26 protein-coding genes are annotated in these 25,474 nt (G+C 38.2%); 5 read left to right on the forward strand and 21 right to left on the reverse strand.

Annotated elements, in window-relative coordinates; all coding sequences use genetic code 11:
- Nucleotides 1-11 precede the first annotated feature (11 nt).
- Nucleotides 12-740: a hypothetical protein gene (locus tag BMSHG_RS03500; RefSeq protein ID WP_019153052.1), complete on the reverse strand. Its 729-nt coding sequence runs from the start codon at nucleotides 738-740 to the stop codon at nucleotides 12-14.
- A gap of 263 nt (nucleotides 741-1,003) precedes the next feature.
- Here BMSHG_RS03500 and BMSHG_RS03505 point away from each other — a divergent pair, with 263 nt between their 5' ends.
- Entirely contained in the window at nucleotides 1,004-1,279 is a 276-nt protein-coding gene (locus tag BMSHG_RS03505) for a YqhV family protein (protein ID WP_019153053.1), read from the forward strand.
- Nucleotides 1,280-1,327: 48 nt separating this feature from the next.
- Here BMSHG_RS03505 and BMSHG_RS03510 read toward each other — a convergent pair whose 3' ends face one another.
- The 3 genes from BMSHG_RS03510 to BMSHG_RS03520 form a co-directional block, all read right to left on the reverse strand.
- Nucleotides 1,328-2,047 carry an exonuclease domain-containing protein gene (locus tag BMSHG_RS03510; RefSeq protein WP_019153054.1) on the reverse strand — a complete coding sequence of 240 codons (720 nt, stop codon included), beginning with the start codon at nucleotides 2,045-2,047 and terminating at the stop codon, nucleotides 1,328-1,330.
- Nucleotides 2,048-2,074: 27 nt separating this feature from the next.
- Nucleotides 2,075-3,043 (reverse strand): DUF294 nucleotidyltransferase-like domain-containing protein, encoded by a 969-nt coding sequence (locus BMSHG_RS03515; RefSeq protein WP_019153055.1) that lies wholly within the window; start codon nucleotides 3,041-3,043, stop codon nucleotides 2,075-2,077.
- Nucleotides 3,044-3,151: 108 nt separating this feature from the next.
- The gene (locus BMSHG_RS03520) at nucleotides 3,152-4,444 is read right to left on the reverse strand and encodes an ammonium transporter (RefSeq protein WP_019153056.1); all 1,293 of its coding nucleotides are present in this window, start codon (nucleotides 4,442-4,444) and stop codon (nucleotides 3,152-3,154) included.
- 253 nt (nucleotides 4,445-4,697) lie between these two features.
- Between BMSHG_RS03520 and trhA the strand changes: the two genes are divergently transcribed.
- Nucleotides 4,698-5,342, forward strand: coding sequence for a PAQR family membrane homeostasis protein TrhA (gene trhA / locus BMSHG_RS03525; protein ID WP_019153057.1), 645 nt, complete (start codon nucleotides 4,698-4,700; stop codon nucleotides 5,340-5,342).
- A gap of 208 nt (nucleotides 5,343-5,550) precedes the next feature.
- Here trhA and BMSHG_RS03530 read toward each other — a convergent pair whose 3' ends face one another.
- From BMSHG_RS03530 to BMSHG_RS03600, 15 genes are all read right to left on the reverse strand, one after another.
- Nucleotides 5,551-6,723, reverse strand: a complete 1,173-nt coding sequence (locus BMSHG_RS03530) for a toxic anion resistance protein (RefSeq protein ID WP_019153058.1) — start codon at nucleotides 6,721-6,723, stop codon at nucleotides 5,551-5,553.
- Complete coding sequence (locus BMSHG_RS03535; RefSeq protein WP_026073310.1) at nucleotides 6,720-7,376, reverse strand: 5-bromo-4-chloroindolyl phosphate hydrolysis family protein; 657 nt, start codon at nucleotides 7,374-7,376, stop codon at nucleotides 6,720-6,722. The genes BMSHG_RS03530 and BMSHG_RS03535 overlap by 4 nt, the downstream gene beginning before the upstream one ends.
- A gap of 294 nt (nucleotides 7,377-7,670) precedes the next feature.
- Nucleotides 7,671-8,192 carry an aromatic-ring-hydroxylating dioxygenase subunit beta gene (locus tag BMSHG_RS03540; protein ID WP_019153060.1) on the reverse strand — a complete coding sequence of 174 codons (522 nt, stop codon included), beginning with the start codon at nucleotides 8,190-8,192 and terminating at the stop codon, nucleotides 7,671-7,673.
- Entirely contained in the window at nucleotides 8,189-9,538 is a 1,350-nt protein-coding gene (locus BMSHG_RS03545) for an aromatic ring-hydroxylating oxygenase subunit alpha (protein ID WP_019153061.1), read from the reverse strand. The genes BMSHG_RS03540 and BMSHG_RS03545 overlap by 4 nt, the downstream gene beginning before the upstream one ends.
- Before the next feature lie 27 nt (nucleotides 9,539-9,565).
- Complete coding sequence (locus tag BMSHG_RS03550; protein WP_019153062.1) at nucleotides 9,566-10,870, reverse strand: TRAP transporter large permease; 1,305 nt, start codon at nucleotides 10,868-10,870, stop codon at nucleotides 9,566-9,568.
- Complete coding sequence (locus BMSHG_RS03555) at nucleotides 10,860-11,441, reverse strand: TRAP transporter small permease (protein ID WP_019153063.1); 582 nt, start codon at nucleotides 11,439-11,441, stop codon at nucleotides 10,860-10,862. Before BMSHG_RS03555 ends, BMSHG_RS03550 begins: the two co-directional genes overlap by 11 nt.
- A gap of 25 nt (nucleotides 11,442-11,466) precedes the next feature.
- Nucleotides 11,467-12,540, reverse strand: a complete 1,074-nt coding sequence (locus tag BMSHG_RS03560; protein ID WP_019153064.1) for a TRAP transporter substrate-binding protein — start codon at nucleotides 12,538-12,540, stop codon at nucleotides 11,467-11,469.
- 181 nt (nucleotides 12,541-12,721) lie between these two features.
- Nucleotides 12,722-13,894: a 4-hydroxybenzoate 3-monooxygenase gene (locus BMSHG_RS03565; protein ID WP_019153065.1), complete on the reverse strand. Its 1,173-nt coding sequence runs from the start codon at nucleotides 13,892-13,894 to the stop codon at nucleotides 12,722-12,724.
- 78 nt (nucleotides 13,895-13,972) lie between these two features.
- A complete protein-coding gene (locus BMSHG_RS03570) occupies nucleotides 13,973-14,821 on the reverse strand; it encodes a DODA-type extradiol aromatic ring-opening family dioxygenase (RefSeq protein ID WP_019153066.1) in 849 nt (282 codons plus the stop codon).
- Between the two features lie 169 nt (nucleotides 14,822-14,990).
- On the reverse strand, nucleotides 14,991-15,176 hold the full coding sequence (locus BMSHG_RS03575; protein WP_019153067.1) for a 4-oxalocrotonate tautomerase: 186 nt from the start codon (nucleotides 15,174-15,176) through the stop codon (nucleotides 14,991-14,993).
- Between the two features lie 38 nt (nucleotides 15,177-15,214).
- Nucleotides 15,215-16,003: a 2-keto-4-pentenoate hydratase gene (locus BMSHG_RS03580; protein WP_019153068.1), complete on the reverse strand. Its 789-nt coding sequence runs from the start codon at nucleotides 16,001-16,003 to the stop codon at nucleotides 15,215-15,217.
- Nucleotides 16,004-16,041: 38 nt separating this feature from the next.
- Nucleotides 16,042-17,073, reverse strand: a complete 1,032-nt coding sequence (gene dmpG / locus BMSHG_RS03585) for a 4-hydroxy-2-oxovalerate aldolase (RefSeq protein ID WP_026073311.1) — start codon at nucleotides 17,071-17,073, stop codon at nucleotides 16,042-16,044.
- A 28-nt stretch (nucleotides 17,074-17,101) separates the two neighbouring features.
- The gene (locus tag BMSHG_RS03590) at nucleotides 17,102-17,989 is read right to left on the reverse strand and encodes an acetaldehyde dehydrogenase (acetylating) (protein ID WP_019153070.1); all 888 of its coding nucleotides are present in this window, start codon (nucleotides 17,987-17,989) and stop codon (nucleotides 17,102-17,104) included.
- Between the two features lie 23 nt (nucleotides 17,990-18,012).
- On the reverse strand, nucleotides 18,013-18,789 hold the full coding sequence (locus BMSHG_RS03595) for a 2-keto-4-pentenoate hydratase (RefSeq protein ID WP_019153071.1): 777 nt from the start codon (nucleotides 18,787-18,789) through the stop codon (nucleotides 18,013-18,015).
- 22 nt (nucleotides 18,790-18,811) lie between these two features.
- Complete coding sequence (locus BMSHG_RS03600) at nucleotides 18,812-20,275, reverse strand: aldehyde dehydrogenase (RefSeq protein WP_019153072.1); 1,464 nt, start codon at nucleotides 20,273-20,275, stop codon at nucleotides 18,812-18,814.
- 271 nt (nucleotides 20,276-20,546) lie between these two features.
- On the opposite strand from BMSHG_RS03600, the gene BMSHG_RS03605 reads away from it, so the two are divergent.
- The 3 genes from BMSHG_RS03605 (at nucleotide 20,547) to BMSHG_RS03615 (ending at nucleotide 23,898) form a co-directional block, all read left to right on the forward strand.
- Nucleotides 20,547-21,326, forward strand: coding sequence for an IclR family transcriptional regulator (locus tag BMSHG_RS03605; protein WP_019153073.1), 780 nt, complete (start codon nucleotides 20,547-20,549; stop codon nucleotides 21,324-21,326).
- A gap of 21 nt (nucleotides 21,327-21,347) precedes the next feature.
- Nucleotides 21,348-22,304, forward strand: coding sequence for an amidohydrolase family protein (locus tag BMSHG_RS03610; RefSeq protein WP_019153074.1), 957 nt, complete (start codon nucleotides 21,348-21,350; stop codon nucleotides 22,302-22,304).
- A gap of 136 nt (nucleotides 22,305-22,440) precedes the next feature.
- Nucleotides 22,441-23,898 carry an aldehyde dehydrogenase family protein gene (locus BMSHG_RS03615; protein WP_019153075.1) on the forward strand — a complete coding sequence of 486 codons (1,458 nt, stop codon included), beginning with the start codon at nucleotides 22,441-22,443 and terminating at the stop codon, nucleotides 23,896-23,898.
- A 108-nt stretch (nucleotides 23,899-24,006) separates the two neighbouring features.
- On the opposite strand, the gene BMSHG_RS03625 is transcribed toward BMSHG_RS03615, so the two are convergent.
- Both BMSHG_RS03625 and BMSHG_RS03630 read right to left on the reverse strand, forming a co-directional pair.
- Entirely contained in the window at nucleotides 24,007-24,798 is a 792-nt protein-coding gene (locus BMSHG_RS03625) for a GNAT family N-acetyltransferase (RefSeq protein WP_019153077.1), read from the reverse strand.
- 293 nt (nucleotides 24,799-25,091) lie between these two features.
- Nucleotides 25,092-25,400 (reverse strand): heme biosynthesis protein HemY, encoded by a 309-nt coding sequence (locus BMSHG_RS03630; RefSeq protein ID WP_019153078.1) that lies wholly within the window; start codon nucleotides 25,398-25,400, stop codon nucleotides 25,092-25,094.
- Nucleotides 25,401-25,474: the final 74 nt, after the last annotated feature.

Consider the following 25,474-nt stretch of genomic DNA (forward strand, 5'->3'; position numbering starts at 1 on the left):
AATCGATTTTTTTAGTTATTAGCAAATTGAGATAAGTAATGAAAATCAAGACGACTGTACTGGGATAACAAATAGGCTGATTTCTTTGCATCTGGCTTTCTAAGTGTATTTAATGCATTTATCATCTCATCCTTTGTTTTAATCCCAATTCCATGACCAAAATATTGTTCACGCCCAAGAAAAACAGCATTTTCACCAATCCAAACCGGATACAAATAATCTGGATTATGAAAATACAATACATCCCCTGGAATAAAATCAGTTCCTACTTTCGTAATAATGCGCAAATCTTCATCATAGCTCCAATCCCAAACCAAAAGATTAGGGAAGATTCGATTGAAGAATTCAACATTTATTGACTTTAATACGGCGTAATAATAAATAACCACAATCGCCGTTGAGCATTCAAAAGCATACTCATGCCCATTTACAAAAATATCCTCAATTGCTTGAGACGGTAAAACATTTGGGTTCAGTAAATAGCCCCCACGCGTTTTTGTCCAATAACGAGGGTTAAACTTTGAATCTTGAAAAACCTTAAATTCAACTGGACTGTAAGCCAACTTACTAGCTGCTTCAATAATATTTTTCCGAAGCAGAAGTTCAAAACGAAGTTGCTGCCAAGATGGATAATGATGCGAAGAACCACTTTTTTGTAATTCTTCATATATATTTTTTTCCAGATCACTTAAATTTGTCGGTGGCGGATTTTTTAATTCTGCCCCCATCATGATAATCATCTATCGTAACACTCCAATCTTCTCTCATTAGAAAATTTGAGCACATGATAAAACAACCCTTCTTTCCCTTTTATAATCACCATCATGACTCAAACAAGGTAATTCTACTATAGAGTATGCGATCTACAGGAAAGAGTTTTAGGCATTAGACATGGATCCCAGCTTAAGTCCATGAATTGTCTAAATTCAATGCAAAAGCAGGGAAAAAACTTGTCCTTCTCTTCAATGTTCATGCATACAGTAATAAAGGAGGGGATGTCATCATGTTTCAGTTTTTAGAAAAAGCCATTATTGGAATGGCCCTTTTAAGAATGTTATCAGGTAGTATTGAAATTTTTGCCGCACTGTTGATTTTAAAAGTGAACCAAGTTGAGAAAGCATTGGTAATCAATAGTTCTCTTGCTTTAATTGGCCCAATTATTTTAATTTTGACAACAACAATCGGCTTAATTGGAATCGCAGAGAAGATCTCGCTGACAAAAATGTTATGGATTTTTTGTGGGGTTGGTTTAATTCTATATGGGGTGAAAAGCTCTTAAGCGCTTGTCCCCCTTCATAAAAAATAAGACTCTACCTATGTGAGAGTCTTATAGTCTTGCAAGGCGCTCATAAACATCGTTTAAGTTTCTGCACCCTATTTTTTTGAGTTTATCAATATAAGAACACCATAATTTTGCAGCTAACTTCGCATCTCCCAAAGCATTATGACGGTTTATAACCGGAATCCCATTGTGCTCACATAAATCCTCTAATCTGGACAAGCTGAGCTCACGTTCTGCTACTCGATAGAGAAAGGATGTATCAACAATTCGATGCTTAAAAGGAGTTCGAAATAGCTTCCAGCTCGCATTTTGCAAAAAACTCTTCTCATGCTTGGCATGATGAGCCACTAACGTATCATTTTTCACAAACTCAAAAAAACGAATCATCACTTCAGATAAAGGGCTTGCTTCCTTTAGCTCTAAAGACGAAATACCAGTCAATTTTTCAATTTCCTCTGGAAGCTCCTGTTCATATCTGACAAGTGAATAGAAAATATCTTCTTCACATATTACTCCATTTTGAACCCTTATGGCACCGATCGATATAATTTCATCTCCAAGCTCTGGGTAAAATCCAGTCGTCTCAATATCAAAAACAACAACACGTAATTGATCAAATTGAGTATATAATGCCGTTTCTTGCTTTAGCTCCTTTTGCATCTGTCTTACAAATGCGATTTGTTGAGAGCTTTGAAGATTTCCCTCAGAAATCGATAACCTCCCTTGGATCCCTCTCATTAATTGACGAAATGATTCTAATGGCACTCCTTTTCACTCCTTTCCCCAACAGAATTAATGCATTATTAAATTCGATACATACTGGTGGAGTCGTTTGCCATCCTTCAAAATTCTCTTTATTTCTTTTTTCTCTTCTTTACTCAATGATTTAACACTTAAATAATGAGTATCATCATAAGTTTCAGCTTTGTATAGGGAATTTCGATATTTTAATAATGTCAGAAAATGCTTTCGGCTTTCCCGCAACACCGCACTATAGCCATTCATTCTTACCAAACTATTCATCCGGTCGATTGTGGAAGTCTCATATATCCCTTCTTTTATAGCTAATAGACGAATAGCATTGACATAGGGTAGAAAGGCTGTATATTTCAAGTTAATGGATCCTACATTTGTCCCGTGTTCCTCAACGATTATTTGTCCAAGTGGCCCAATACCATTTTTGATGTGCATGACGTTTTCCATCAATCTCTTTAACAAAGTAGGATGGGTTTTTTCGTAATCATAGAAAACATCCTTTAATTCACGCACAAGAAATTCGTTCCCTTGTAATGCTCTTGCATCATAAAATATTTGTAAATTACGAACGGTTTCCCATGTAGCCTCATCCATCCAAGTGAAAAGTTGTTGCTTCCATTTTTCCATGGACTTACACCAAAGAGGATTGGAACTCATCACATTGCCCTGGCAATATGGATAACCAACAATGTTTAAACCATGCGAAATTTCCTTCCCTAACTCTGCAAAATAGTGCTCATCTTCCAAATTTGAATTGACATAGACGATTCCATGATCCTGATCACTGATTGGACCTTGTTCAAAACGCCCCCCACTTCCAGTAATAAACCAGGAATATTCACATGGTGGCTCTCCTAGTTTCAGTCGGTTAATTGCTATTTCAAATACCTTTCCCATCGCTTCATCGTGAATTTCATTTAAACGAAATGGATCGGAAAAATGGGAAGCAATCATTTTCTCCTTCCAATCTTTGATTGTCTCGTATGATGGAGTTGCTATCGTCACCCAGGCACCCCCTATTCCTTGTCGATCATTAAACACGAAAAGCCTCTATAAAAAGAGGCCATCGCTTATTCACCCGTACATTTATATTTTATGCTATTTTATCACAGTTTAGCTTAAATTCGCTTGAGTTGAATCATCTTTAACTGTTTTTGAGGCTTCAAATTGCTCTGGATATCCATAACTTCCATGCTCACTGATATCAAGACCCATAATTTCTTCTTCTTCAGAGACACGAAGTCCACCCATAACTTTATCCATAATTTTAAGAAGGACGAAAGCAACAACAAACGCATAAATACCAGAAGCGACAACACCTAATGCTTGAACTCCTAATTGCGTGAAGCCACCACCATAGAATAATCCTGCTTGCCCCCAACCAATATCAGTAGATAATGCTGGAACTGCGAATAAACCGTTTGAAAGGGTACCCCAAACACCGACCGTTCCGTGAACAGATAATGCTGCAATTGGGTCATCGATTTTTGCCTTATCAAAGAACTTCATACTGAAGACAACCATAATTCCACCAATTAAACCAATTAACACCGCTGCCCAAGGCTCAACGAAACCACATGATGCTGTAATGGCAACTAGACCAGCAAGCGCTCCATTTAGAGTTGTTGGAACATCCGCTTTCCCTGTTAACATCCATGCTGTAAACATCGCTGCAATCGCACCAGCTGCCGCAGCTAATTGAGTATTAAGAATAACGAAACCTAAAAATCCGTCAGCTACTCCGAAAGTACTTGCTCCATTAAATCCGAACCAACCAACCCAAAGAATAAGTACACCTAAAGCCGTAAACACTTGGTTGTGACCAGCAATATTATTAGAAGAACCATTCTTATTGTATTTACCAATACGCGGTTTTAATATGATGGTTGCGGCTAATGCAGCCATCGCACCAGTTAAATGAACGACGGTAGAACCAGCAAAATCTTGCTTACCATGTTCAGCTAACCAGCCGCCTCCCCAAATCCAGTGGGCAACAACTGGATATACTAGAGCTGAAAACAATACAGCGAAAATGACATAAACCGATAGTTTAGCACGCTCTGCAAATCCACCAAACGCAATGGTTAAAGAAACGATTGCAAACATTACTTGGAAAGAAAAGTCTACCGCTGGTGTTAAACCTTCTTCTACTGTTGATGCATCTCCATAAAAGAAATTAGATAATCCAATAAATGCATTCCCATCACCATAAATAAATCCATAACCTACTGCCCAGAAAACTAAAGTACCAATTCCCGCAGTAAAAATAGTTTTACCAGCAATATGGCCTGCGTTCTTCATTCTTGTCGAACCTGCTTCGAGTAATATGAATCCACCAATCATAAAAAATACTAAAATTGCTCCAACAGCTACCCACAGGTTATCCATCAGTACGACAGCATCCAAAAATATTTCCCCCTTTTTTATTGTTATATCTTCTAACTTATTGATGTTAGGAAATATAACATCCTTTAATTAATACTAATTTTACCCTATAAAACACATATGTCAATATGCTTTTTGGATTTTTTTGAATTTTATGTTATAAAACCTTACACGCATATTATTAGTGATTATATCCTGTTGACTAACTGTTGTAATATGTGTATTATTTTAAGTAGTATCAATAACTACATAATGAAATCAGGAGGTATTTGCGTTGAAGTATATTCGCGAACCTATTAACGGGCTAACTCATTTAAGCGGTGCTATATTATCCTTTGTAGCCTTACTTGCAATGGTGATTAAAGCTGCTTTAACAACAGAAACAGCACTTTCGATCGCTGCAGTTATTATTTTTGGTATCAGTATGATCCTCCTTTATTCAGCTTCTGCCACTTATCATATGGTCATGGCAAAAGACAAAGTGATCGCCTTTCTGCGAAAAATTGATCATTCGATGATTTTTATTTTAATCGCTGGAACGTATGCACCATTTTGTCTAATTAGTTTAAATGGCGTAACTGGATGGGTACTCTTTTCAATCATTACCTTTGCTGCCGTATGTGGTGTGTTATTTAAAATGATTTGGTTTAATTGTCCTCGATGGCTATCAACACTGATTTATATTGTGATGGGCTGGATGGTTATTTTTGTAGCTCCTCCACTAGCAAAGGTATTAAGTAATACAGGACTATTTCTATTAGTTCTTGGCGGCATCTTTTATACGATTGGTGGAATTATTTATGCAACAAAGCCAAAATTTCTAGAATCCGAGCATTTAGGATTTCATGAAATCTTCCACATTTTCATCATGCTTGGCAGCACTGCACATTTCTTATCTGTTTACATGTATGTCTTATAGCTCTTAACTCGAATGGAAAGACAAAATTGATTATGGAAAAGAGCTAGAGACCTCGACACGAGAGCTTCAAGTCATAATTTAACATTAAAATTAGCTTCTCGATTTTAACGACTCATTTTACGAAAACAGTCCTTAATAAAATAGAAAAAGGAAGATGCTCGACTCATTCTGAGTTACACATCTTCCTTTATAGATCCGGAATTGTTTTTTACTTTTCCTTCATCATCAGTAGTTTTTGCTTTAAATTATTTTCCATGGTTGCCAATTCATATTCAGCCTGACGACGCTTATTTCTTCCTTCTTCTTGAATCCGCATCGTCTCCTCTAGAGTGGAAATTAAGTTTTCCTGCGTTTTCTTTAATGTTTCAATATCAACAAAGCCCCGCTCATTCTCCCTTGCTGTTTCAATTGTATTCGCTTTTAGCATTTCGGCATTTCGCAACAACAACTCATTGGTCGTTTTAGCCACTTGTTTTTGGGCTTCAACAGCACTTCGTTGTCTAATTAAAGTTAAAGCAATAGCTACTTGATTCTTCCATAATGGGATGGCCGTTAGAATGGAAGATTGGATTTTCTCCACTAACGCTTGATTGGTATTTTGAATGAGTCTTATTTGTGGAGCACTTTGGATGGTTATTTCACGACTAAGCTTTAAATCGTATAAACGTTTATCCAAACGGTCAGCAAACTGAATCATATCATTCGCTTCTTGATACTTCATTTGGTCTTGAGAGGCTTCTGCCTTTTTCTGTAATTCAGGGATGGTCTTTTCCCTGAGATCTTCTAGTTTAAGTTCACCAGCTGCGATATACACATTTAACGCATTAAAGTAATCCTTATTATTTTCATAAAGCTTCTCTAAATAATGAATATCACTTAATAACGTATTTTTACTCCGTTCGAGCTGCACACCAATTCGATCGATTTGAGCACCTGTTTTTTGATATTTCGATAATACCTCTTGAATGGAACTCGAAATTCGCCCAAACATTTTCGAGAAAAAAGATGGCTTCTCTGGCTTTAAATCATCCGGATTGACACTGCCTAATTTTTGCATCAAATTATGAATGATGTCCCCTATTTCCCCTACATCTTGTTTTTGTACATGTTCAAGCATTGAATGGGAAAAAGATAGAAGTTTTCCTTGTGCCTGTGAACCGTAAAAAATCATTGCTTCATGATTTTTTGGATCAATTTGTTCGGCAAGCTGATATGCTTTCGCTCGATTTTCTTCAGGGATAACGTCTATTAACTTCACTGGCTTTTTTTCATGAGAAGAAGCGGCTTCTGTTTGTTTTTGTTCTTCAGCGAATGGATTCGCCAACAAATCATCAAAAACAGGACTTGTATTTCCAAATAGAGAATCGTTTTTTTTGGTCATTTCAGTTTCCTACTTTCATCAAGAAATCGCGACTCTTTCAACGTATTCATATGATGTTTTGCTACATCAAGTTCGAGATGAAGTGTATCGAGATCATTTGCTAAAATTTGTTCCATATCCTTATCTAACGAATACCTCATTTCATCCATCGTTCTCCTTGTTTCTTTTAAAGCAAGATTAAGCTCAACATTTTTCGTTGGCTGAGTAGATAAGAAGGAATATTTTTCTGCTAACTCCACTAATGAATCTAAATGATAAAAGTAGAACTGTTCCGCAAGATAGAATCGTTTCGGTTCTTTTTTTGTAATTCGATATATTTTTCTTGTGACACGAGCAATCTCCATATTCTGCTTTAGCATGCTTACTTGTCTAACAGAAAACAATGCTTTCGTAAGCCGATTTATTTTTCTTTTTGCTTCGTCTAAATTTTTCTCAATATATTTATACTCACGCCTAGTAAGACCTTGGCTTTTAATAAAACGGTGTTTCATAATCCCTTTTATAAGGAAAAACACGAGCAAACCACCAACAATTGATACTCCAGTGGAAGCTAAAAGGGTTTGTTCAAAACCGAAATAACTAATTAGCCAAACGAATCCAGCCGTTGGAAGCGCAATAAACGACCGTAATATAAACGATATAAATGGATTCATTTTTTTATCGACTCCTAACATATAATCCTCTATTGTATTACGATTGGATCGGATAAAGGTTTCGAATTCCCTCTGATCCCATTCCTCACTCCATTCTTCTTATTGTTATCATACCAAAAGTTTGAAGATTTTCTATAGACTGAGTAAGTAAATGAATCTAAGTCTTAAGACGTATTTATCGGGATATTAATGATTATGTGGATGAAACGAAGGATAGTTCTAATATAAAAAAGAGGGACGGGCTGAAATAGAAAAAAGTCTAACTCTAATCGTGAATTAGACTTTTTGAGCCTTTTATAAGAACATACTCATATTCATCGTGGTGATGACGGATTGGTCTGGGTAGACTGCACGTGTAGCGATCTTCCATTGATTTTGCTCCCATCGGATTGTGTCATGTCTTTCTCCAAACATTTCTTCAATATCAGTTGTTGATCCTCTGCTTCTTTTAAAAAGAAAATAACTTCTTACCTTATATATAGTATCTTCATCAGTACTTTCAATATAAATATTGGTGATAAAATGCCTTTGTCTAGTTGCGGGATTTTCAACCCAAGCTGACTTCGTGTATAAACGATTGACTCTTGTTCGTAAGGAAATTTTAGTTTCCTCGAAAAAAGAGGAATCAACAGAGATATCGTCGACCCCAACCCCTTCAACAGTCTCGCGAAGAGGCATTCGATACTTAATGTCATCTGTTAGCAACTCTAACCATTCTTTATATTTTCGATTATCCAGGTAATAGGCTTCTTGATAATAGAGGTTTATAATTTCTGATTGTATTTCAGGAGAAACTTTGTTTTGTAAATGACTCATGTTCTCTCCCCCTTTACCATCAGATCCTTGGAGAGTAACTCTAGCCATTTTTCATGCATTCTTCTTGCCATCGCATCAATATAAGTAGTTGGATAGGCTGTTCCAGGACCAGGAAAATTCTCATCAGGTGTCACATGGCTATAACCCATTAAATAGTTGCTTACACTATTATAATTTAATTCCTTGTCCTTCATCATTAATCCCTTACTTACCTCTACTATGCGCGCCCATGTTTCCGTATCATCCTGCTCAAGCGTTCCCGATGGACCGAACGAACCTAAGTAACCTCTATACGCATCTTTCTTATATTCTTCAGGCATTGCCTTATCGATAAGGAACCAACACCAAACTTCAACTTTATCGGGTGATAATGGTCGCCACATTCTAAAATTTAAATAATTGTGTAAATGACCTTCTGTCCCATGAATCGGACTAACAAAAGAAAGATTCGGGTAAACACCTCCTACGAAAACGGTTACTTTTGATTGTATGTCTAACTGCTCTGGCGTTAAGTGCTGTTCAAACAATGGCCACATCGATTCGGGTGTTCCCTGAAATGGCACCCTCGCTTTTCCCGTCTTCGATGTAATGACATTGATCCCATGGGCGTTATCTAAGACCACTTGATGACCATAGCCAGCATACAATGGATCTTCAGGACTGATTCCCATTTCTACTGTAGAACGATGGGTTGTTTGCACATGATATGGGTCAGCTGCGAAATTCTCCGTCGTTGCCTTCCAATTTGCCTTTGCAACCCATCTTTGTGGTAAACCAATCACTTCCATTCCACCACTTCTACCTAGTAAAATATCAAGATACCATTTCATATCTCCTAAATAATCTTCAAGAGATTCTGCATTTGGATCTAAATTACCGAAAATCATCCCTTGATAGGACTCCACTTTCGGAATTGGTCGCAATCCCCACTCTGACTTATCCATCTCTTCCCCATACACTTTATTTCCTGCGACAATCCCAATCAATTCTCCATCCGTGTTATAACTCCAACCATGGTATGGGCAAGTAAATGTTTTCTTATTGCCACGATCAGCAGTACATAATTGCGTTCCCCGATGAGTACAAGAATTCAAAAATGCTTTAATTTCACCATTGCGATTTCTTAAAAGAATGACAGGATCATGAACCATCCAACGGGTCACGTAGCTGCCAGGTTCCTTAATTTCTGTTTCATGCCCTAAAAATTGCCAAGTATGACCAAAAATATGTTCAACCTCTAAATCATAAATGTCTGGATCTGTCAAAACCCATTGTGGCAGCAAACCCTCATCCATTTTCTCCTTTAATTGTTTAATTGCTTTTTCTTCAAGAGTCTTCTTAAACATAATGGTACCTCCTTTTTTAAAACCTTATCACTTAATCATCGCAGGCAAAAAAGTAACGATTTCCGGAAATATCACAAGAACAATCGTAAACACAATCATCGTAATAACAGCTGGAATAACCCCTTTAAAAATTTTCTCGATTGGTATATCCTTTACTACCCCACTAATAATGTAAACACTCAAACCAAGTGGTGGTGTCAATACTCCAATATTTAAAACCATGACCATAATAATACCAAACCACAGACCATCAAAACCAAGCTGTGTTATAAGAGGATAAACAATCGGCAACGTAAGGACCATAATCGCAATCCCTTCCATAAACATCCCTAAAACAAAATACACTAAGAGAATCATCGCCAAAATGACATAAGGTGATACATCCAGCGTCCCAACTGTTTGGGTTAAATACATCGGAATTTGGCTTAAGGCGAGAAATTTCCCGAAAAGCGAAGCGCCAATTAAAATGAGAAAAAGCATCACTGTTAAACGAATCGATTCATCTAATGAAGCTGTTAATTTTGACCAGTTTAATCGTTTTGACATTAACGTTAAAAAGAAAGCGCCGATCGCTCCGATTCCTCCTGCTTCACTTGGAGTAAATACACCAAAATAGATTCCACCAATACTGACAATAAATATAATCAGGAATGGCCAAATACTTTTAAGAGAAACAAATTTCTCCTTCATCGGTACAGTAATGTTTTTTCTTGGTGCAATCGATGGATTTAACCGAACTTGAATATTGATCATTGCCATAAACAAAAACGTTAAAATGATTCCAGGTATTAAACCACCAATTAACAGTGGACCAATTGGTTCATTAGTAAGCGCTCCATAAAGAATTAAAATGACACTCGGTGGAATTAAGATTCCTAACGTTCCCCCTGCTGCAACAGCTGCTGTAGAAAAAGTCGTTTTATAATTGTATTCATTCATTTCAGGGATTGTAATTTTTGCTAGTGTAGCTGTCGTTGCATTAGAAGAGCCTGAAATGGCAGCAAAAATCGAAGAGGCACCAACTGTCGCAATTGCTAACCCACCACGAAAATGTCCAATCCATTTATCGACAGCCTGAAAGAGGTCTTTTCCAAGTCCTGTATTCGACATAAACATCCCCATTAAAATAAACAATGGAATGACGCTTAAGCTATAATTCTTTGCCGTACCAAATGCCGAAGAACCGAGCTGAGAGAGGCCAACATTCCAATCAGATAACCATGCAACACCAAGAAATCCAACTAAAAACAAAGATAATCCTACCGAAACTCTCAATAGGATAAGTACCAGTAATAACCCAATACCGATCAAACCAATTACTTCAGGACTCATTTTTCTTCACCACCTTCACGATCCCCTTTAATGTATCTAGAAGATATGTGAGCATAAAACAAAATGCCCCTACCATAGCTAGAATGGAAAATATATATAATGGAAGTCCGAGATCGCCACTCGTCTCATTTCCTGCCCAAATTCTCATCGTATATTCATATAGTTGCCAGGTCGTTAATAAGAGCAATACAGTCAGGACGAATGAACTTATGACAAACAAAATCTGCTGCATCTTCAAAGGCATTTTATTGGTTAGAAAATCGATTTCGATATGATCTCTTTTAATTTGGGCGGAACCTAAACTAAAGAAGATCATGATGGCGACAATTAACCCAGTCAGCTCATACGTTCCAGTAATCGGCTTATTAAAGAAATAACGACCTATTACATCTGCCGTTGTTAAAAACATTAAGAAGAATAATAAAATGCTTGAAATTTTATGCAATACATTGTTCAAAAACAAAATAACGGTTTCAAATCGGCCAGTCTTCTCTTTTTGCAAAAGAGAGGCTTCGTTGAGAGCGGATGCTCCCAACGCTTGACCTTCATGAACTTCTACTTCTTGTTTCATATCCTCACCTCATCGTGTGAAAAAACTATTGACCTTGAATTAATTTCACTGTCTCATCGTAGATTTTTTGTCCATCAATTCCTTTTGCCTCCATATCAGATAACCATTTCTCAGTCACACCTGTGGCAGCTTCTTTAAATTTATTTAATTCATCATCCGGAAGCGTAATAAACTCAACTCCAGCTGCTTCAGCGTCTTGTTCTGCCAGCTTTTTCTGTTCGTCAAATGCTTGACCAGCTCGTTCAGCCATCGGAAGTCCTAATAACTCTTCCTCAATAAGCTTTTGGTCTTCTGCAGAAATCTTGTTCCAGCTATCCTTATTCATCACCACATAAAATAAACTTGTATTAAAGTTGCCAAGTGTTACGTAATCTACTAAATCAGCTAAGTTAAAATCTCGAATAGCTGCTACAGGAAGGACCCCACCATCAATGACTCCTTTTTGTAAGGCATCATAAATTTCTGGAGCAGGTAAGGACACAGGAGTGGCACCCCAAGATTCAATCATACTTCCTGCCTCAACAGAAGGTGTCCTCAGCTTTAAACCTTTGACATCCTCGAAACTTCTTACTGCTTTTCCTTTTGTAATAATGGCATATGGGTCAGCAGCGTGAACCCAAAGTGGTTTTACATCCGAATATTCTTCTTGAATTTCCGGAAATGTATCATACAGCTTTTGTGCGACAACACTTAATTCTGCACCCGTTCCATCTGCTAGAAACGGCAGCTGTAAGACTGAGTGAACGGTGAACTTCCCGGCATTATACCCATGTAATCCCCAGCCAGCGTCCATAATTCCCGTCACAATATTATCAAACGTATCCGTTGGTCCCCCTAGTGCACCACCAGGATAAATTTGAAAATTAACACGGCCATCGGTCAACTCTGCTACTTCTTTGCTGAATGGAGTCATCGCTCCAGAGTCCTGTACATGTTCTGGTGAATTCATATGCCCCATTTTAAGCTCAACTTTTCCACCACCTGATTCTCCATCAGCCCCCTCAGAACTACTTCCACCACTCGAGTTGGAACAAGCGGTGAAGACAAGCAAAAGTAAAATAAGTAGACTAAAAATCGACATTTTAACGCTTTTCTTCATTTTTCTATCCCCCTATCAAAATATTAAAAACGCTTACATTCACGAAAAATTTTGAATTAACGTTTTTATTTTTAATAATTCTTAATTTTTCGTTTTTAAATTATCCTTATCATATAGAGCTATAATGCTTTAAGCAAGATACGTGTTTCTATATATGCAACAATTTGAAAATTTTTTCTCTTTACCACTCAATTGGTAAACCTACATAGTTTTCTGCTAAATAAGTTGCACCAGCGATAGAACTTGTAACCGAATCTAACTCAGCTAATTGAAGACCGTATTCAAACGGTGTGTGTTTAAAATTACGGTGTAACATTTGCGTCATCCATGCTGAGAAACGTTGTGCTTTCCAAACACGTCTTGTACATATTTGAGAATATCGTTCCAATAGATTGAGTTCATTTTGATCGTAATATTGGACAATCCCCTTTGCTAACACTTGGACATCAGCAATAGCTAAATTTAATCCCTTCGCACCAGTTGGTGGAACAATATGTGCTGCATCACCGGCAATAAACAGCCGACCATATTGCATCGTCTCGCATATAAAGCTCCTCATTGAAACGATACTCTTCTGAATTATTGGACCATCATTGAGGCTCCAGCCATCCATATCTACTCGTTTATGTAGTTCCGTCCAAATGCGATCATCAGACCATTCGTCAAGACAATCTGTCGGATCTACTTGGAGGTAATAGCGCTGAATTTCTGGAGAGCGTGTACTAATTAATGCAAAACCAGTTTCATGATTGCTATAGATCAATTCTGGATGAGATGGTGCCGTTTCTGCCAAGATCCCTAGCCATCCAAATGGATAAACATGTTTGATTTCTTTCCGTTTTTTTGCTGGAATCGTTTGTCGACTTGGACCATGATACCCGTCACATCCAGCAATAAAATCACAATCAATTTCTTCTGCGACTCCGTTTTGACGAAAGTAGATTTTCGGTTGACTCGTGTCAATATCTGCAAGGGAAACATCGCTCACATTGAATATAATTTTCCCTCCTGCTTCCAATCGAGCAGCCACTAAATCTTTAATCACCTCATGCTGGGCATAAACGGTAATACATTTTCCCGTTCGTTTTTTCATATTAATTCGGTGTCTCATTCCATTAAACTGGAACTCCACGCCGTCATGCACTTGACCTTCTCTCATCATTCGTTCGCCAATTCCTGTATCATTTAACAAATCGACTGTTCCTTGCTCTAATACACCAGCCCTTATCGTTTCTTCTATCTCTTCCCTAGAACGATTTTCTAAAATAATCGAATCAATTCCTTGAAGATGCAATAGATGTGAGAGCATTAAACCAGCTGGTCCTGCACCTATGATCCCTACTTGAGTCCGCATCGTATCACTCCTACCTTAAATTAACCGTAAGCGGAGAAAAGGGAGACCCCTTTCTCCTATTTAATTGAAGCGTTTTCATTATGTTGCAAACTCAGCTTCAGCCTCAGCCACCAATCTCACTTTATCCTTTTCTCCGAAGGCAATTAGTGCATTCCAACTACCTGATGACTGTCCATCAGCAAAATAAGTTGGTTCCCAGTCATTTTCAACCATGCTTAATAACATTGCTAAATGCCTACCACCAGACTCTACTTTCGCCAGCCTTGCATATTGGGGAAGCATGTTATAAGCTCCCTTATAATCTTTATTCATGATAAATTCAATAAATTGTTTATCTAAGGCATGTTCAGAAACAGTTGGTTTATTATGTCTGCCTCTTACGAGATTATGGGAAAGGGCACCACTTGAAACAAAGACGATTTTTTTATCACTTTCTTTCAATACCTTAGCTATTTCTTTGCCCCATTGATACGTTTCTTCCAGACTTGCTGCTAACGTAACAGATAAATTGATGACCGGAATATCTTCATTTGGTACAAGATAGCGCAATGGGACAACTGTTCCATAATCCCATACGTAATAAGGGTCATTGACTCCTTGAACTTGTAGTCCCGCCGTATGACCGGCTTGGACAAGTTCATTTGCCAAATCCGAATCTCCAGGATAATGATAGGGGACATCTTTTATTAAATCAGGTGCTTCAAACGCAGTTAAAATCCCTTTATGTTCTTCCGTACAGTCAACATAATGGAAAAATGTTGATGGCCAATGACATGAAACTAATACAACGACATCTGGCTTAATTTCAGAAATTTTCTTGGAAACTCCTTTCATGTAAGCAACCATATCCTTTTGAAATTCTGGAACTTGATCTTCATGACAAATACTAGGTACATGCGGAGCGAGCAAACTAAGCTCTATTGTCATCTTCATTCCTCCTCTAATCTTTTATAATGGCTGTTCTTGCTTAGGTTGTCGGTGTTCCTAATACGTGAAGTTCTTTATAGAGTGCAAGGCATTTTCTCTAAAAAAACGGTAGCGATATTTGCAAGAATGCTATCATCCATTTCAATAACGTTTACGTTAAAAGCCTTTATCATTTTTCTGACATCGGTTTTCCAGCTTTGCCCCAATGGGTTTTCGGAATTTCCGTCACGATCACTCGTATCGTCTCCTTTGGAGCATCTAACGTTTCAGAAACAGTATTGGTAATATTCTCAATGACCTCAGCAATCTTTTTTTCCTCTCGACCTTCAATAAGCTGCACATTTATAATTGGCATTGGACGATTTACTTCCTTTCTATCATAAAATCAAAAACTTAATCAGTTACCTTAAAAGTCACTTCGCCTATTCCATCAAATTTCGCACTAACAAAGTCACCGCTCTTCAACATGACCGCACCGGTAATTCCTCCAGTAAGAATCATATCTCCCTTTCTTACCTTCTCCCCTTTTCTTGAGAGCATATTTGCAAGCATCGCAATTGAATTAGCTGGGTGACCAAGGACAGCTGCTCCTGCACCCAACTCTTTTATTTCACCATTTATTTTTAAAACAGCACCGACTAAATCAAGTTCAAATTGCTCTGGTTTTTTGAGTGATGAACCAAACACAACCCGTGAAGTTGAAGCGTTGTCAGCAATCACATCAGGTAAAGTAAAATTGAAATTTTTATAACGGCTATCAATGATTTCAAGAGCAGGAAGAACATATTCCGTCTTTGATAAAACTTGTGCCCCAGTTACTCCAGGTCCCTCAATATCTTCAGCTATGACAAAAGCAATTTCTGCTTCGACCTTTGGATGAATGAGGTCTTGTAAGGAAACCTTTCCACCGTCCTCAATCAACATATAATCGAATACATAGCCATAGATCGGCTCATTGACATTCATTTGTTGCATTTTTGCTAGACTTGTAAGACCCATTTTGGGGCCAATCATTCGCTTTCCTTCTTCTAACTTGATTTTAACAATTTCCTCTTGGACCAAATATCCTTCATCCACTGTCAAATCGGGTTTGAAGGTAGCCGTGACTTTTTCAACCTCACGCTTTTCGACTTCTGCTGCTACTAAATGTGCGGCTATCTCCTTATAGATGGTGCTACTCATCGTTATCCTCCTTTATATCACGAACGAAACTCAAAAAATCAAACTCTATTTAAATCTTTTGTCTTTTTCCCAGAAAGTTCTGCTGCCACATCAACGATCATATCTTCCTGCCCACCGACAACATTTCTTTTTCCAAGTTCAATCAGAATATCTCGAGAGTCAATTCCAAATCTTTCAGAAGCCTTTTGAGCATGTAAGAGAAAGCTAGAATACACACCTGCATACCCTAAAACAAGGCTATCTTTTGTAATCTCCTGCGGTTTTTCAAGGATAGGAGCAACGATGTTTTCTGCAATATCCATCATTTTATAAATATCAATCCCTGTTTGAATACGCAGCTTATCTAGTACTGATACAAGGACTTCTGTTTGCGTGTTTCCAGCTCCTGCACCAAGACAACGAATACTACCGTCAATTCGTGTTGCTCCTTCATCAATTGCTGTAAGTGTATTCGCCATTGCTAAAGATAGATTGTTGTGAGCATGAAAACCAACATTAACTGTTAAACTGTCCTTTAATGCCCTTATTCTTTCCTTAACCTCATGAGGCAAAAGTGCTCCGGCAGAGTCAACCACATAGACAGTATCAGCACCATAGCTTTCCATTAATTTGGCTTGTTCAACCAATTTAGCTGTCGGTGCCATATGTGACATCATGAGGAATCCAACCGTTTCCATTCCAAGCTCCTTCGCAAGTGAAATATGCTGTGGTGAAACATCGGCTTCTGTAACATGGGTAGCAATTCGGGCCATTTTCGCCCCTAATTGTGCTGCTTCCTTAAGCTCAGGCATCGTGCCGATTCCTGGTAATAACAAGACAGCAATTTTCGCTTTCTTTACGGAGGCAACGGCTGCCTCAATCAGCTCCATTTCATTTGTTTTCGATAAGCCATATTGTAAAGAAGAACCGCCTAAACCATCGCCATGAGAGACTTCAATATAAGGGACATTTGCTTCATCTAATCCTTTTGCTACTGCTACTATTTGCTCAACTGTAAATTGGTGACCGATTGCGTGGCTCCCATCCCTTAATGCCACCTCAGTAATCAATACATCTCTATTTGCTACCATTTTCTGCACAACTCTCCCTTCTAGCAAATTAGACACGAGCTACTTTTGCAATTTTATGTTTTGCCCATTCTTCTGCTACCTTCACTGCGGCCGCTGTCATAATATCTAAATTCCCCGAGTATTTAGGGAGATAGTCCCCTGCTCCTTCAACTTCAATAAATACTGTGACTCGATTGCCATCGAAAAACGGTTCTTGTCTTAATCGATAACCTGGAACATAAGACTGAACCTGCTTTGCCATTTCATTAACTGAAGCAACGATTCTTACTTTATCGACCCTTTTGCCTTCTAGTAAAACATGAATCGTATCTCTCATGATAATGGGTGGCTCAGCTGGATTTAAGATAATAATCGCTTTCCCCTTTTTTGCTCCACCAATTTTTTCAATTCCATTTGCAGTCGTCTGTGTAAATTCATCAATATTCGCTCGTGTACCTGGCCCCGCACTTCTACTTGAAATCGTAGCTACGATCTCAGCATATTCAACTGCTTGAACACGATTAATGGCATGAACAATTGGAATTGTCGCTTGACCTCCACATGTGATTAAATTAATATTATCTGAATTTAAATGCTCATTAATATTGACGGATGGAACCACAAATGGTCCAACTGCAGCAGGTGTTAAATCTAAAACTTGCTTCCTTGCATCCCTTAGAAGTTTCGCATGTCTAATATGTGCTTTCGCAGAGGTAGCATCAAAGACGATATCCGCTAGCTCTGACTTTTCTAAAAATCCTTTAATCCCTGTATCAATCGTCTCAAATCCCAATTCTCTGGCCATTTTTAACCCCTCTGATTGTGGGTCTATCCCAATTACAGTCGTTAAGGATAGAAGCTCAGATCTCCTCAACTTTAACATGAGATCTGTACCAATATTTCCAGAGCCAAGTATGGCCACTTTTACTTTATTCATGTGCCTCCCCCTTTAAAATATCATTAAAAATGAACACTGACCTGACCAAGATGAGCGAATCGAGCAGTAAAGGAATCTCCTTGTTTTGCCTCGACTGCTGCAGAAAGGGCACCTGATAAAATCACTTCACCCTCCCGCAACGGAATATCAAAATCTGAAAGTTTGTTAGCAAGCCATGCAACACAACTGGCCGGATTTCCTAATGCAGCAGCTCCAATGCCCGTATTCATGATTTCTCCGTTTTTCGTTAAGACCATTCCCACCATTTTCAAATCTACTTCATCTACCTTTAAAGGTTTACCTCCAAGAACAAAGAAGCCTGAGGATGCATTATCTGCAACCGTATCAGGAAGTTTGATCTTCCAATCTTGAACACGACTATCGACGATCTCAAGTGCTGGAACGATGTATTCAGTCGCTTTCAATACATCTAATGTCGTCACATTTGGACCTCGAAGTTCCCTGTTTAAAATAAATGCTATCTCCCCTTCTACCTTGGGTTGCAATACTTTATCAGCTGGTATGCGGCCACCATTTTCAACAGCCATACTATCGAGAAGATGACCATAATCAGGTTCATCGACTCCTAATAGATTTTGCATAGCTAATGAAGTAAGGCCAATTTTTTTTCCGACTATTTTTTGCCCTTCAGCAACTTTTCTTTGAATATTCTCAAGTTGAATCGCATATGCCTCGTTCATTGTTAGTTTTGAATCAATAGACGAAATCGGAGCAATCCCTCTTTTAGTTTCTTCCGCTTCTGCTAAGCTACGAGCAAATTTCGTTATTTTATTTAACATGTGTTCGACCTCCCTTTTAAAACTATAATTTAATTGTGATATTGGAAAGTTCTGAGTAAAAATCGAGACTATGCATTCCACCTGTACGTCCAATCCCGCTATGCTTCATTCCTCCAAACGGAGTTCTTAAATCACGTAAGAACCATGTATTTACCCAAATGATTCCTGCTTCAATTTGGTGAGCAACACGATGGGCTTTCTTTAAATCCGTAGTCCAGATGGTCGCACTTAATCCATAATGAGTATCATTCGCTTGCATAATCACTTCTTCTTCCATATCAAATGGTGTAATCGTGACAACTGGTCCAAAAATCTCTTCTCTTACACAGCGAGAATTCCGATCTAATCCAGTGATAATCGTTGGCTCAAGGAAGTAGCCCTTTTCAATACCGACTGGGCGTTTCCCACCAGTATGGATCGTGCCACCATCGTTTTTCGCTATTTCCACATAACTTTTTACACGATCATAATGTTCTTTACTGACGAGGGCTCCAACATTGGTTTCTTTTTCAAGTGGATCACCCACCTTTAATTCCTTCGTCGCCTCAACAAAGCGTTGCACAAATTCATCAAAAATAGGTCGTTCAACATAAATCCGCGAGCCACAGAGACAAACTTCCCCTTGATTAATAAAGCTCGAACGAATCGTAGTTTCAATAACATCATCTAAATCACTGTCAGCAAAAATTATATTTGGATTTTTCCCACCTAACTCATAGGAAAGTTTTTTTAGAGAATCAGCTGCCGACTTCATAATCGCTGTACCTGTTCCTGGTTCACCAATGAAGGAAATCGCATCAATATCTGGATGTTCTGAAATCGCGCCTCCTGCGGAGTTTGGTCCAAATCCATGGACAAGATTCACTACGCCATCGGGCACTCCTGCTTCTTTGCAAATTTCCATCAAAACGGTCGCTGTCATCGGTGTCCATTCGGCAGGTTTAATGACCGCTGTGTTCCCCATCGCTAAACAAGGGGCTAGTTTCCAAGTTAAAAGTAATAATGGGAGATTCCAAGGTTTAATGATACCGACTACTCCAACCGGCCTGCGATAAGCATAATGAATGGCTTGGTCATCTTGTTGATAGGCATCTGTTCCTACCGAAATCATGTAATCAGCAAAAAAATGAAAGTTATATGCTGCTCTAGGAATATCGATTTTTTTCGCTAATGCAAATGGCTTCCCTGTATCCAGTGACTCCAATCTCGCAAGCTCTTCCTGTCTCTCTAAAATTAAATCTCCAATTCTACGAATGATCTTTGACCGTTCTGTTAGAGTGATTTTTTTCCATGGACCATCTAGTGCTCTTCTCGCTGCTCTTACAGCAAAATCAACTTCTTCTTTTCCACCTTCGGCAACCGTTCCAAGCACTTCTTCTGTAGCAGGATTAATATTCTCAAATGTTTTTTTATTCTGGGATTGTACAAACTGTCCATTAATGAAGTGCAAACAATTCATTGCTTTTACTTTCGTTTCTACTTGCATGATGTGAGTCCTCCCTAACCTTATGTTTTTTCTATATTTTCTAAAAATTATGTTAACGCTTCCCTTTTACGAATACAATGTACGAATTGCTCTATATGCAACACGGGATATTTTTTATAAACTTTTTAACCGCATTAAATCAAGCTTCTAGTTATTTTAAATAAAAAGTTGAATTTTTAGAAAAATCCCTTTATTTTTATTTTCGATTTTGTTAAGATTTCCATTATAGAATCCTTGTTTACTATAAAGAAACTTGAAAGGGGAATGGTAAATGGCCATAATTGAACGTGATGATCATCATCTTTCATCGGTTAAAAATGCTCTCCGTATTCTAAAAAGCTTTACAACGGATGAACCTGAAAAAAAGATTTCTGATCTCTCAGCTTCACTTGGGCTTAATAAAAGTACAGTAAGCAGAACGATGAGTACACTTGCAAGTGAAGGCTTTGTATTTAAGGACCCCGAATCAAAAAAATATCGTTTAGGACTGTCGATTCTATCTTTAAGTGGCATCGTGAATAGTCATATGGATGTTTATCGAGAGTCCCAACCCGTGCTTATGAAATTAGTCGAAAACATTGGTGAAACGGCTCATATTTCTGTACTAGATAACCTTGAAGTGATTTATTTAAATAAAGTCGAATGTAACCATCCTGTCCGATTCTTAACACATATCGGCAAAAGAAACCCAGCCTATTGCACAAGTTCAGGAAAAGTTCTACTCGCTTTTTCAGATGATAAAATTGTTGAAAGCGTTATCAATAAAAGTCTTCAGAAATTTAATAAAAACACAGTAGCAGACCCTGAGCAACTTCGAACATACCTTAAAAAAGTGAGAAAAGACGGCTTTGCCTATAGTGTCGAAGAGTTTCTCGAAGGGGTTAATTCCGTTGCTGCTCCCATCTATGACTACAGAGGTAAAGTGATTGCCGCACTTACTGTGGTCGGACCAAAACAAAGAATCCAAACACATAAAATTCCCACGCTCTCCAAAAAAGTCATTCAAGCAGCGAAAGAAATATCCGAGAGAATGGGTTATCGAGGACACTAATAAAAGTGAGGAGTGATTAGCATGTACGATTTCCATACACATTTTATCCCTTCAGAAGTCTTATCTTGGTTAAAAGATCATCAACAAAAAGTCGATGCTAGATGGGTAAAAAAAGATGAGAACAAGGATGATTTTTTAGTTGTAAACGGAAAATGGGGTTTTGAATTGAAGAAAGCTTTCATAGATAGTTCGTTATTTTTAAGTGAACAAAAAGATGTTGGTGTCTCTCATTCTATCCTTTCACCGATCCCACAGCTATTTATGTATGATTTCACCGATGATATTTCTACAGAGGTTTCAAGGGTGTATAATCTGGCATTAGCCAATCTCGTAACCTCTCATCCTAATGAACTCTCAGCATTAGGAACCGTTCCTTTAACCAATCCCGTTAAAGCAGCAAAGATTTTAGGGGAAGCCATGCAGCTTGGCTTAAAGGGAGTCATTATCGGACCGGGAATTGAAGGCCATATGCTATCAGACCACTTCTTCACCCCGTTTTTTGAGGAAGCGAACCGGCTAGAAGCGATTGTCTTTATCCATCCTCTCCTTTGTGAGGAACCTCGTCTCAAAAGGAGAATGATGCCGAATTTAATTGGCGTTCCGTGGGAAACGACCGTATGTGCAACAGATATATTGTTAAGTGGCATGATTGACAAATTTCCAAAAGTAAAAATTCTCTTTGCTCATGGCGGCGGTTTTCTTCCCTACCAAATTGGTAGACTAGATAAAGGCTTTGAACAATGGGACTTAGTTTCACATAATTTGCAAGCCCGTCCATCGGAATACGTAAGCCGCTTTTGGTACGATACTGTACTCTGGAATGAGGACAGCATTGATTTTCTCATTAAAACCGTTGGGGAAAAATCGGTCGTTCCTGGCTCAGACTATCCTTTCGATTTATCAGTGTGGCCACCGAAAAACAGTAGTGACAAAGGGGTTCTTTCTCTATTAAACGATCATCCTATAAATATTTCTTAATTGTTTCACATACCGCAACAAGGACATTTACGTCCTTGTTTTTCATTTATATAATTTTACTATTCATACATTTATTCCCATCATCGAGCATTATTTATGAAAGCGTTATCAATTTAATTCAGAAGGGAGTTTGCATATGCAGGCAGTAGGTGTGATGGACAAAAGTTATATTAATGGAGTTTGGGTAACAGGAGAAAGTGAGCGTAGCTATAACGTTTTGAATCCGTATGATCGCTCCACGCTCGCAACTGTACGGCTTGCAACGAAGGAACAGCTTGAACAAGCCTTCGTAGTTGCTGAAGAAGCTCAGAAATTATGGGCAAAATCGTCAGTAGATGAAAGGAGAAACGTTCTCGAAAAAGCAATCGAATATTTTAAAGACAATAAGGATGAAATTGTTCAGACATTAGTTCGTGATACCGGTGGAAGCGTGTTAAAGTGCAATGTTGAGCATCATCTTGCTCTAGAGTTTTTAGAGGAATCCATTAAATATGCAGATGAAGTTCATAAAGTTCGTGAAGTGACAAATTCTGGAGATAAGCTTAATCATATCTATCGCCTACCTTTAGGAGTGATCTCGTCTATTTCACCCTTTAATTTTCCACTTAATCTATCCATGAGAACGATCGCACCAGCCATTGCACTCGGAAATAGTGTCGTTCACAAACCCGATATTCAAGTCGCTCTAGCTGGTGGATCGATTATTGCAAAAGCCTTTGAGTACGCAGGTTTACCTGCGGGTGTATTAAATGTGATTTTGACTGATATTGAGGAAATCGGGGATGAAATGCTAAGGAATCCAATACCAAAACTAATTAGCTTCACAGGTTCATCAGCCGTCGGGCGACATATTGGTGGGATCGCAGGTCAAAACTTAAAACGGGTTGCTCTGGAACTCGGTGGAAATAGCCCGTTTGTCGTATTATCTGATGCGGATGTTGACAGGGCTGTCAACGCCGCTATATTCGGGAAATTTATTCATCAAGGACAAATCTGTATGATCATTAACCGCATCATTGTTCATCAAGATAAATACGATCAATTTGTAAAGAAATTTGTGGAAAGAGCTAAAGCTATTCCTTATGGTGATCCGAAAGATCCAACGAATATTATCGGACCCCTCATCAATGAACGCCAACTTGAAAAGGCTTTCTCCTATGTCGAAGAGGCAAAGCGTGATGGAGCAACGATAGCTTTGGAAGGAAAACGAGTCGGCAATATTATGACTCCTTATGTTTTCACGAATGTTGATAATGCAAGCAAACTTGCACAAACTGAGCTTTTTGCCCCCATTGCCCCGATTATTAAAGCTGCAACTGATGAGGAAGCAATCGCCCTTGCTAGTGATACTGAATACGGGTTAAGCTCAGCTATTTTCACAAACGATTTACAAAAAGGAGAAGAACTCGCTCTTCACATTGATGCTGGTATGACACATATTAACGACCAAACGGTTAATGATGCTCCACATATTCCATTTGGGGGCAATAAAGCGAGCGGATTAGGTCGCTTCGGGAATCCTTGGGTTGTCGAAGAATTCACCGTAACAAAATGGGTATCAATCCAAACGAAAGAACGTCAATATCCATTTTAATTCGAAGGAAAGTTTGCTTGCGCAAACTTTCCTATTTTTTTCGCTGTTTTCGTAATGATTGTGGTTTTTTCGTACATGTCCACAGGATGACATTTGAATAGGCCTTTATTAATGTTCAAATGTATACATCATCCAGAACCCTATATCCTCGAAACCGATTCGTTTGTAAATAGCGCCTGCAGCAGGATTATCATAAAATAAACAGAGCTCTTTTCCCTCTTCTAGAAGGGTACCACACAGTTTTTCCATACAAGCAGTTGCATAGCCTTTTTTCTTATAGTTCTCTAAAGTCGCTACTCCTACAACCATTGCTGACATAGAATTCTCAGCAGCGGTGGAAGCAGTCGAAACCATTTTTCCACCTTCTTCTATATAAAAAGAACGGGAAGATCCATCCTCTAAGCCTCTGCGCTTTCTTTCGACTGTAATAATAGAATCTGTAAACTCTGGAATACGATTGAGCAAGTCCACCAACGCTTCAGCATCATTTGGCTGTGCCTGTTTCACGTTAGACACATCGGCTTGATTCGATTGGAGACTTGTACACTTCGCATAGTACATTTCTCTTTTTCTTACAAGCTTTTTTTCGAGAAAGGGCTCAATCTTTGCTGTTATTTCCTTTAACCCCGACATCATAAAGAAATCGGGATCTTGATCCATGATTTTAGCAAACCCTTTTGCGTCAAATTCTGCCTTTGCATACGGAATATAATTATTTTCATATTTTAATAGAACGGCAATTAATTGTTCATTTGTATCAAAATCTCCCCATATCTTCTGAAAATCTTTGTCATATCCATAGGCCTCAATATCACCAATAATAAAAAGATTTTCTGCCGCTGCTGTTTTTAAAAGTGCAAAGCATCGTTCGTGATCGTCTCTTGTTAACTTTCTAATCATGTTCCTTTCCCCCTTTAATTTTTCTATTTTACCTCAAATCATGGGGAATAAGGAAGATTTTTCCGAGAAAATGATGATATAAATACCTATCGTGAGTTTGTTGTTTCCGTGTAAAATTGGAAAATGCATTCGGACACCCTATGTCGGTTTCTTGCTTACTTTTTTCTGAATACACCTCTAATTCGGATTCCCTTTTTATCACTTTAGACTCACCTACTTTACGCAAAAATAAAAAATGGCACGCAAATTCTAAATAGAATTCACTCGCCATTTAAAAAGTTTACCCTCAATCATTAATGGTGGTGGTGTCCATGACCTTCCTTTGAAGGGTTGGTGATTTCAAACTGTGGTTCTGGGACGAAGAAATATTTAATCCAAACACCATCTAAAAATTCCTCTCGTTTATCAAGAAGAATATCGATTCCTTTGTCCGTTTGAACAATTTCATCATGCTCTGTAGGGGTATCAAACTTTAAATCATAATGAGCGTGATCATCATGCATATGAGTGATAAAGACACGAATCATCTTTCCTTCTGCTTCTTCATTAGTTAGCATATCTTTCAGGACTTTTGCCGCATTTTTGTTGATTTTGCACTTCATAAAAATTCCTCCACTTACAAATAAGTTAATCGCACGTTTACATTATACAAGGAAAGTTTCAGCATAGATAATGA

It is taken from the genome of Robertmurraya massiliosenegalensis JC6 (genome assembly GCF_000311725.1).
Taxonomy (GTDB): Bacteria; Bacillota; Bacilli; order Bacillales; family Cytobacillaceae; genus Robertmurraya; species Robertmurraya massiliosenegalensis.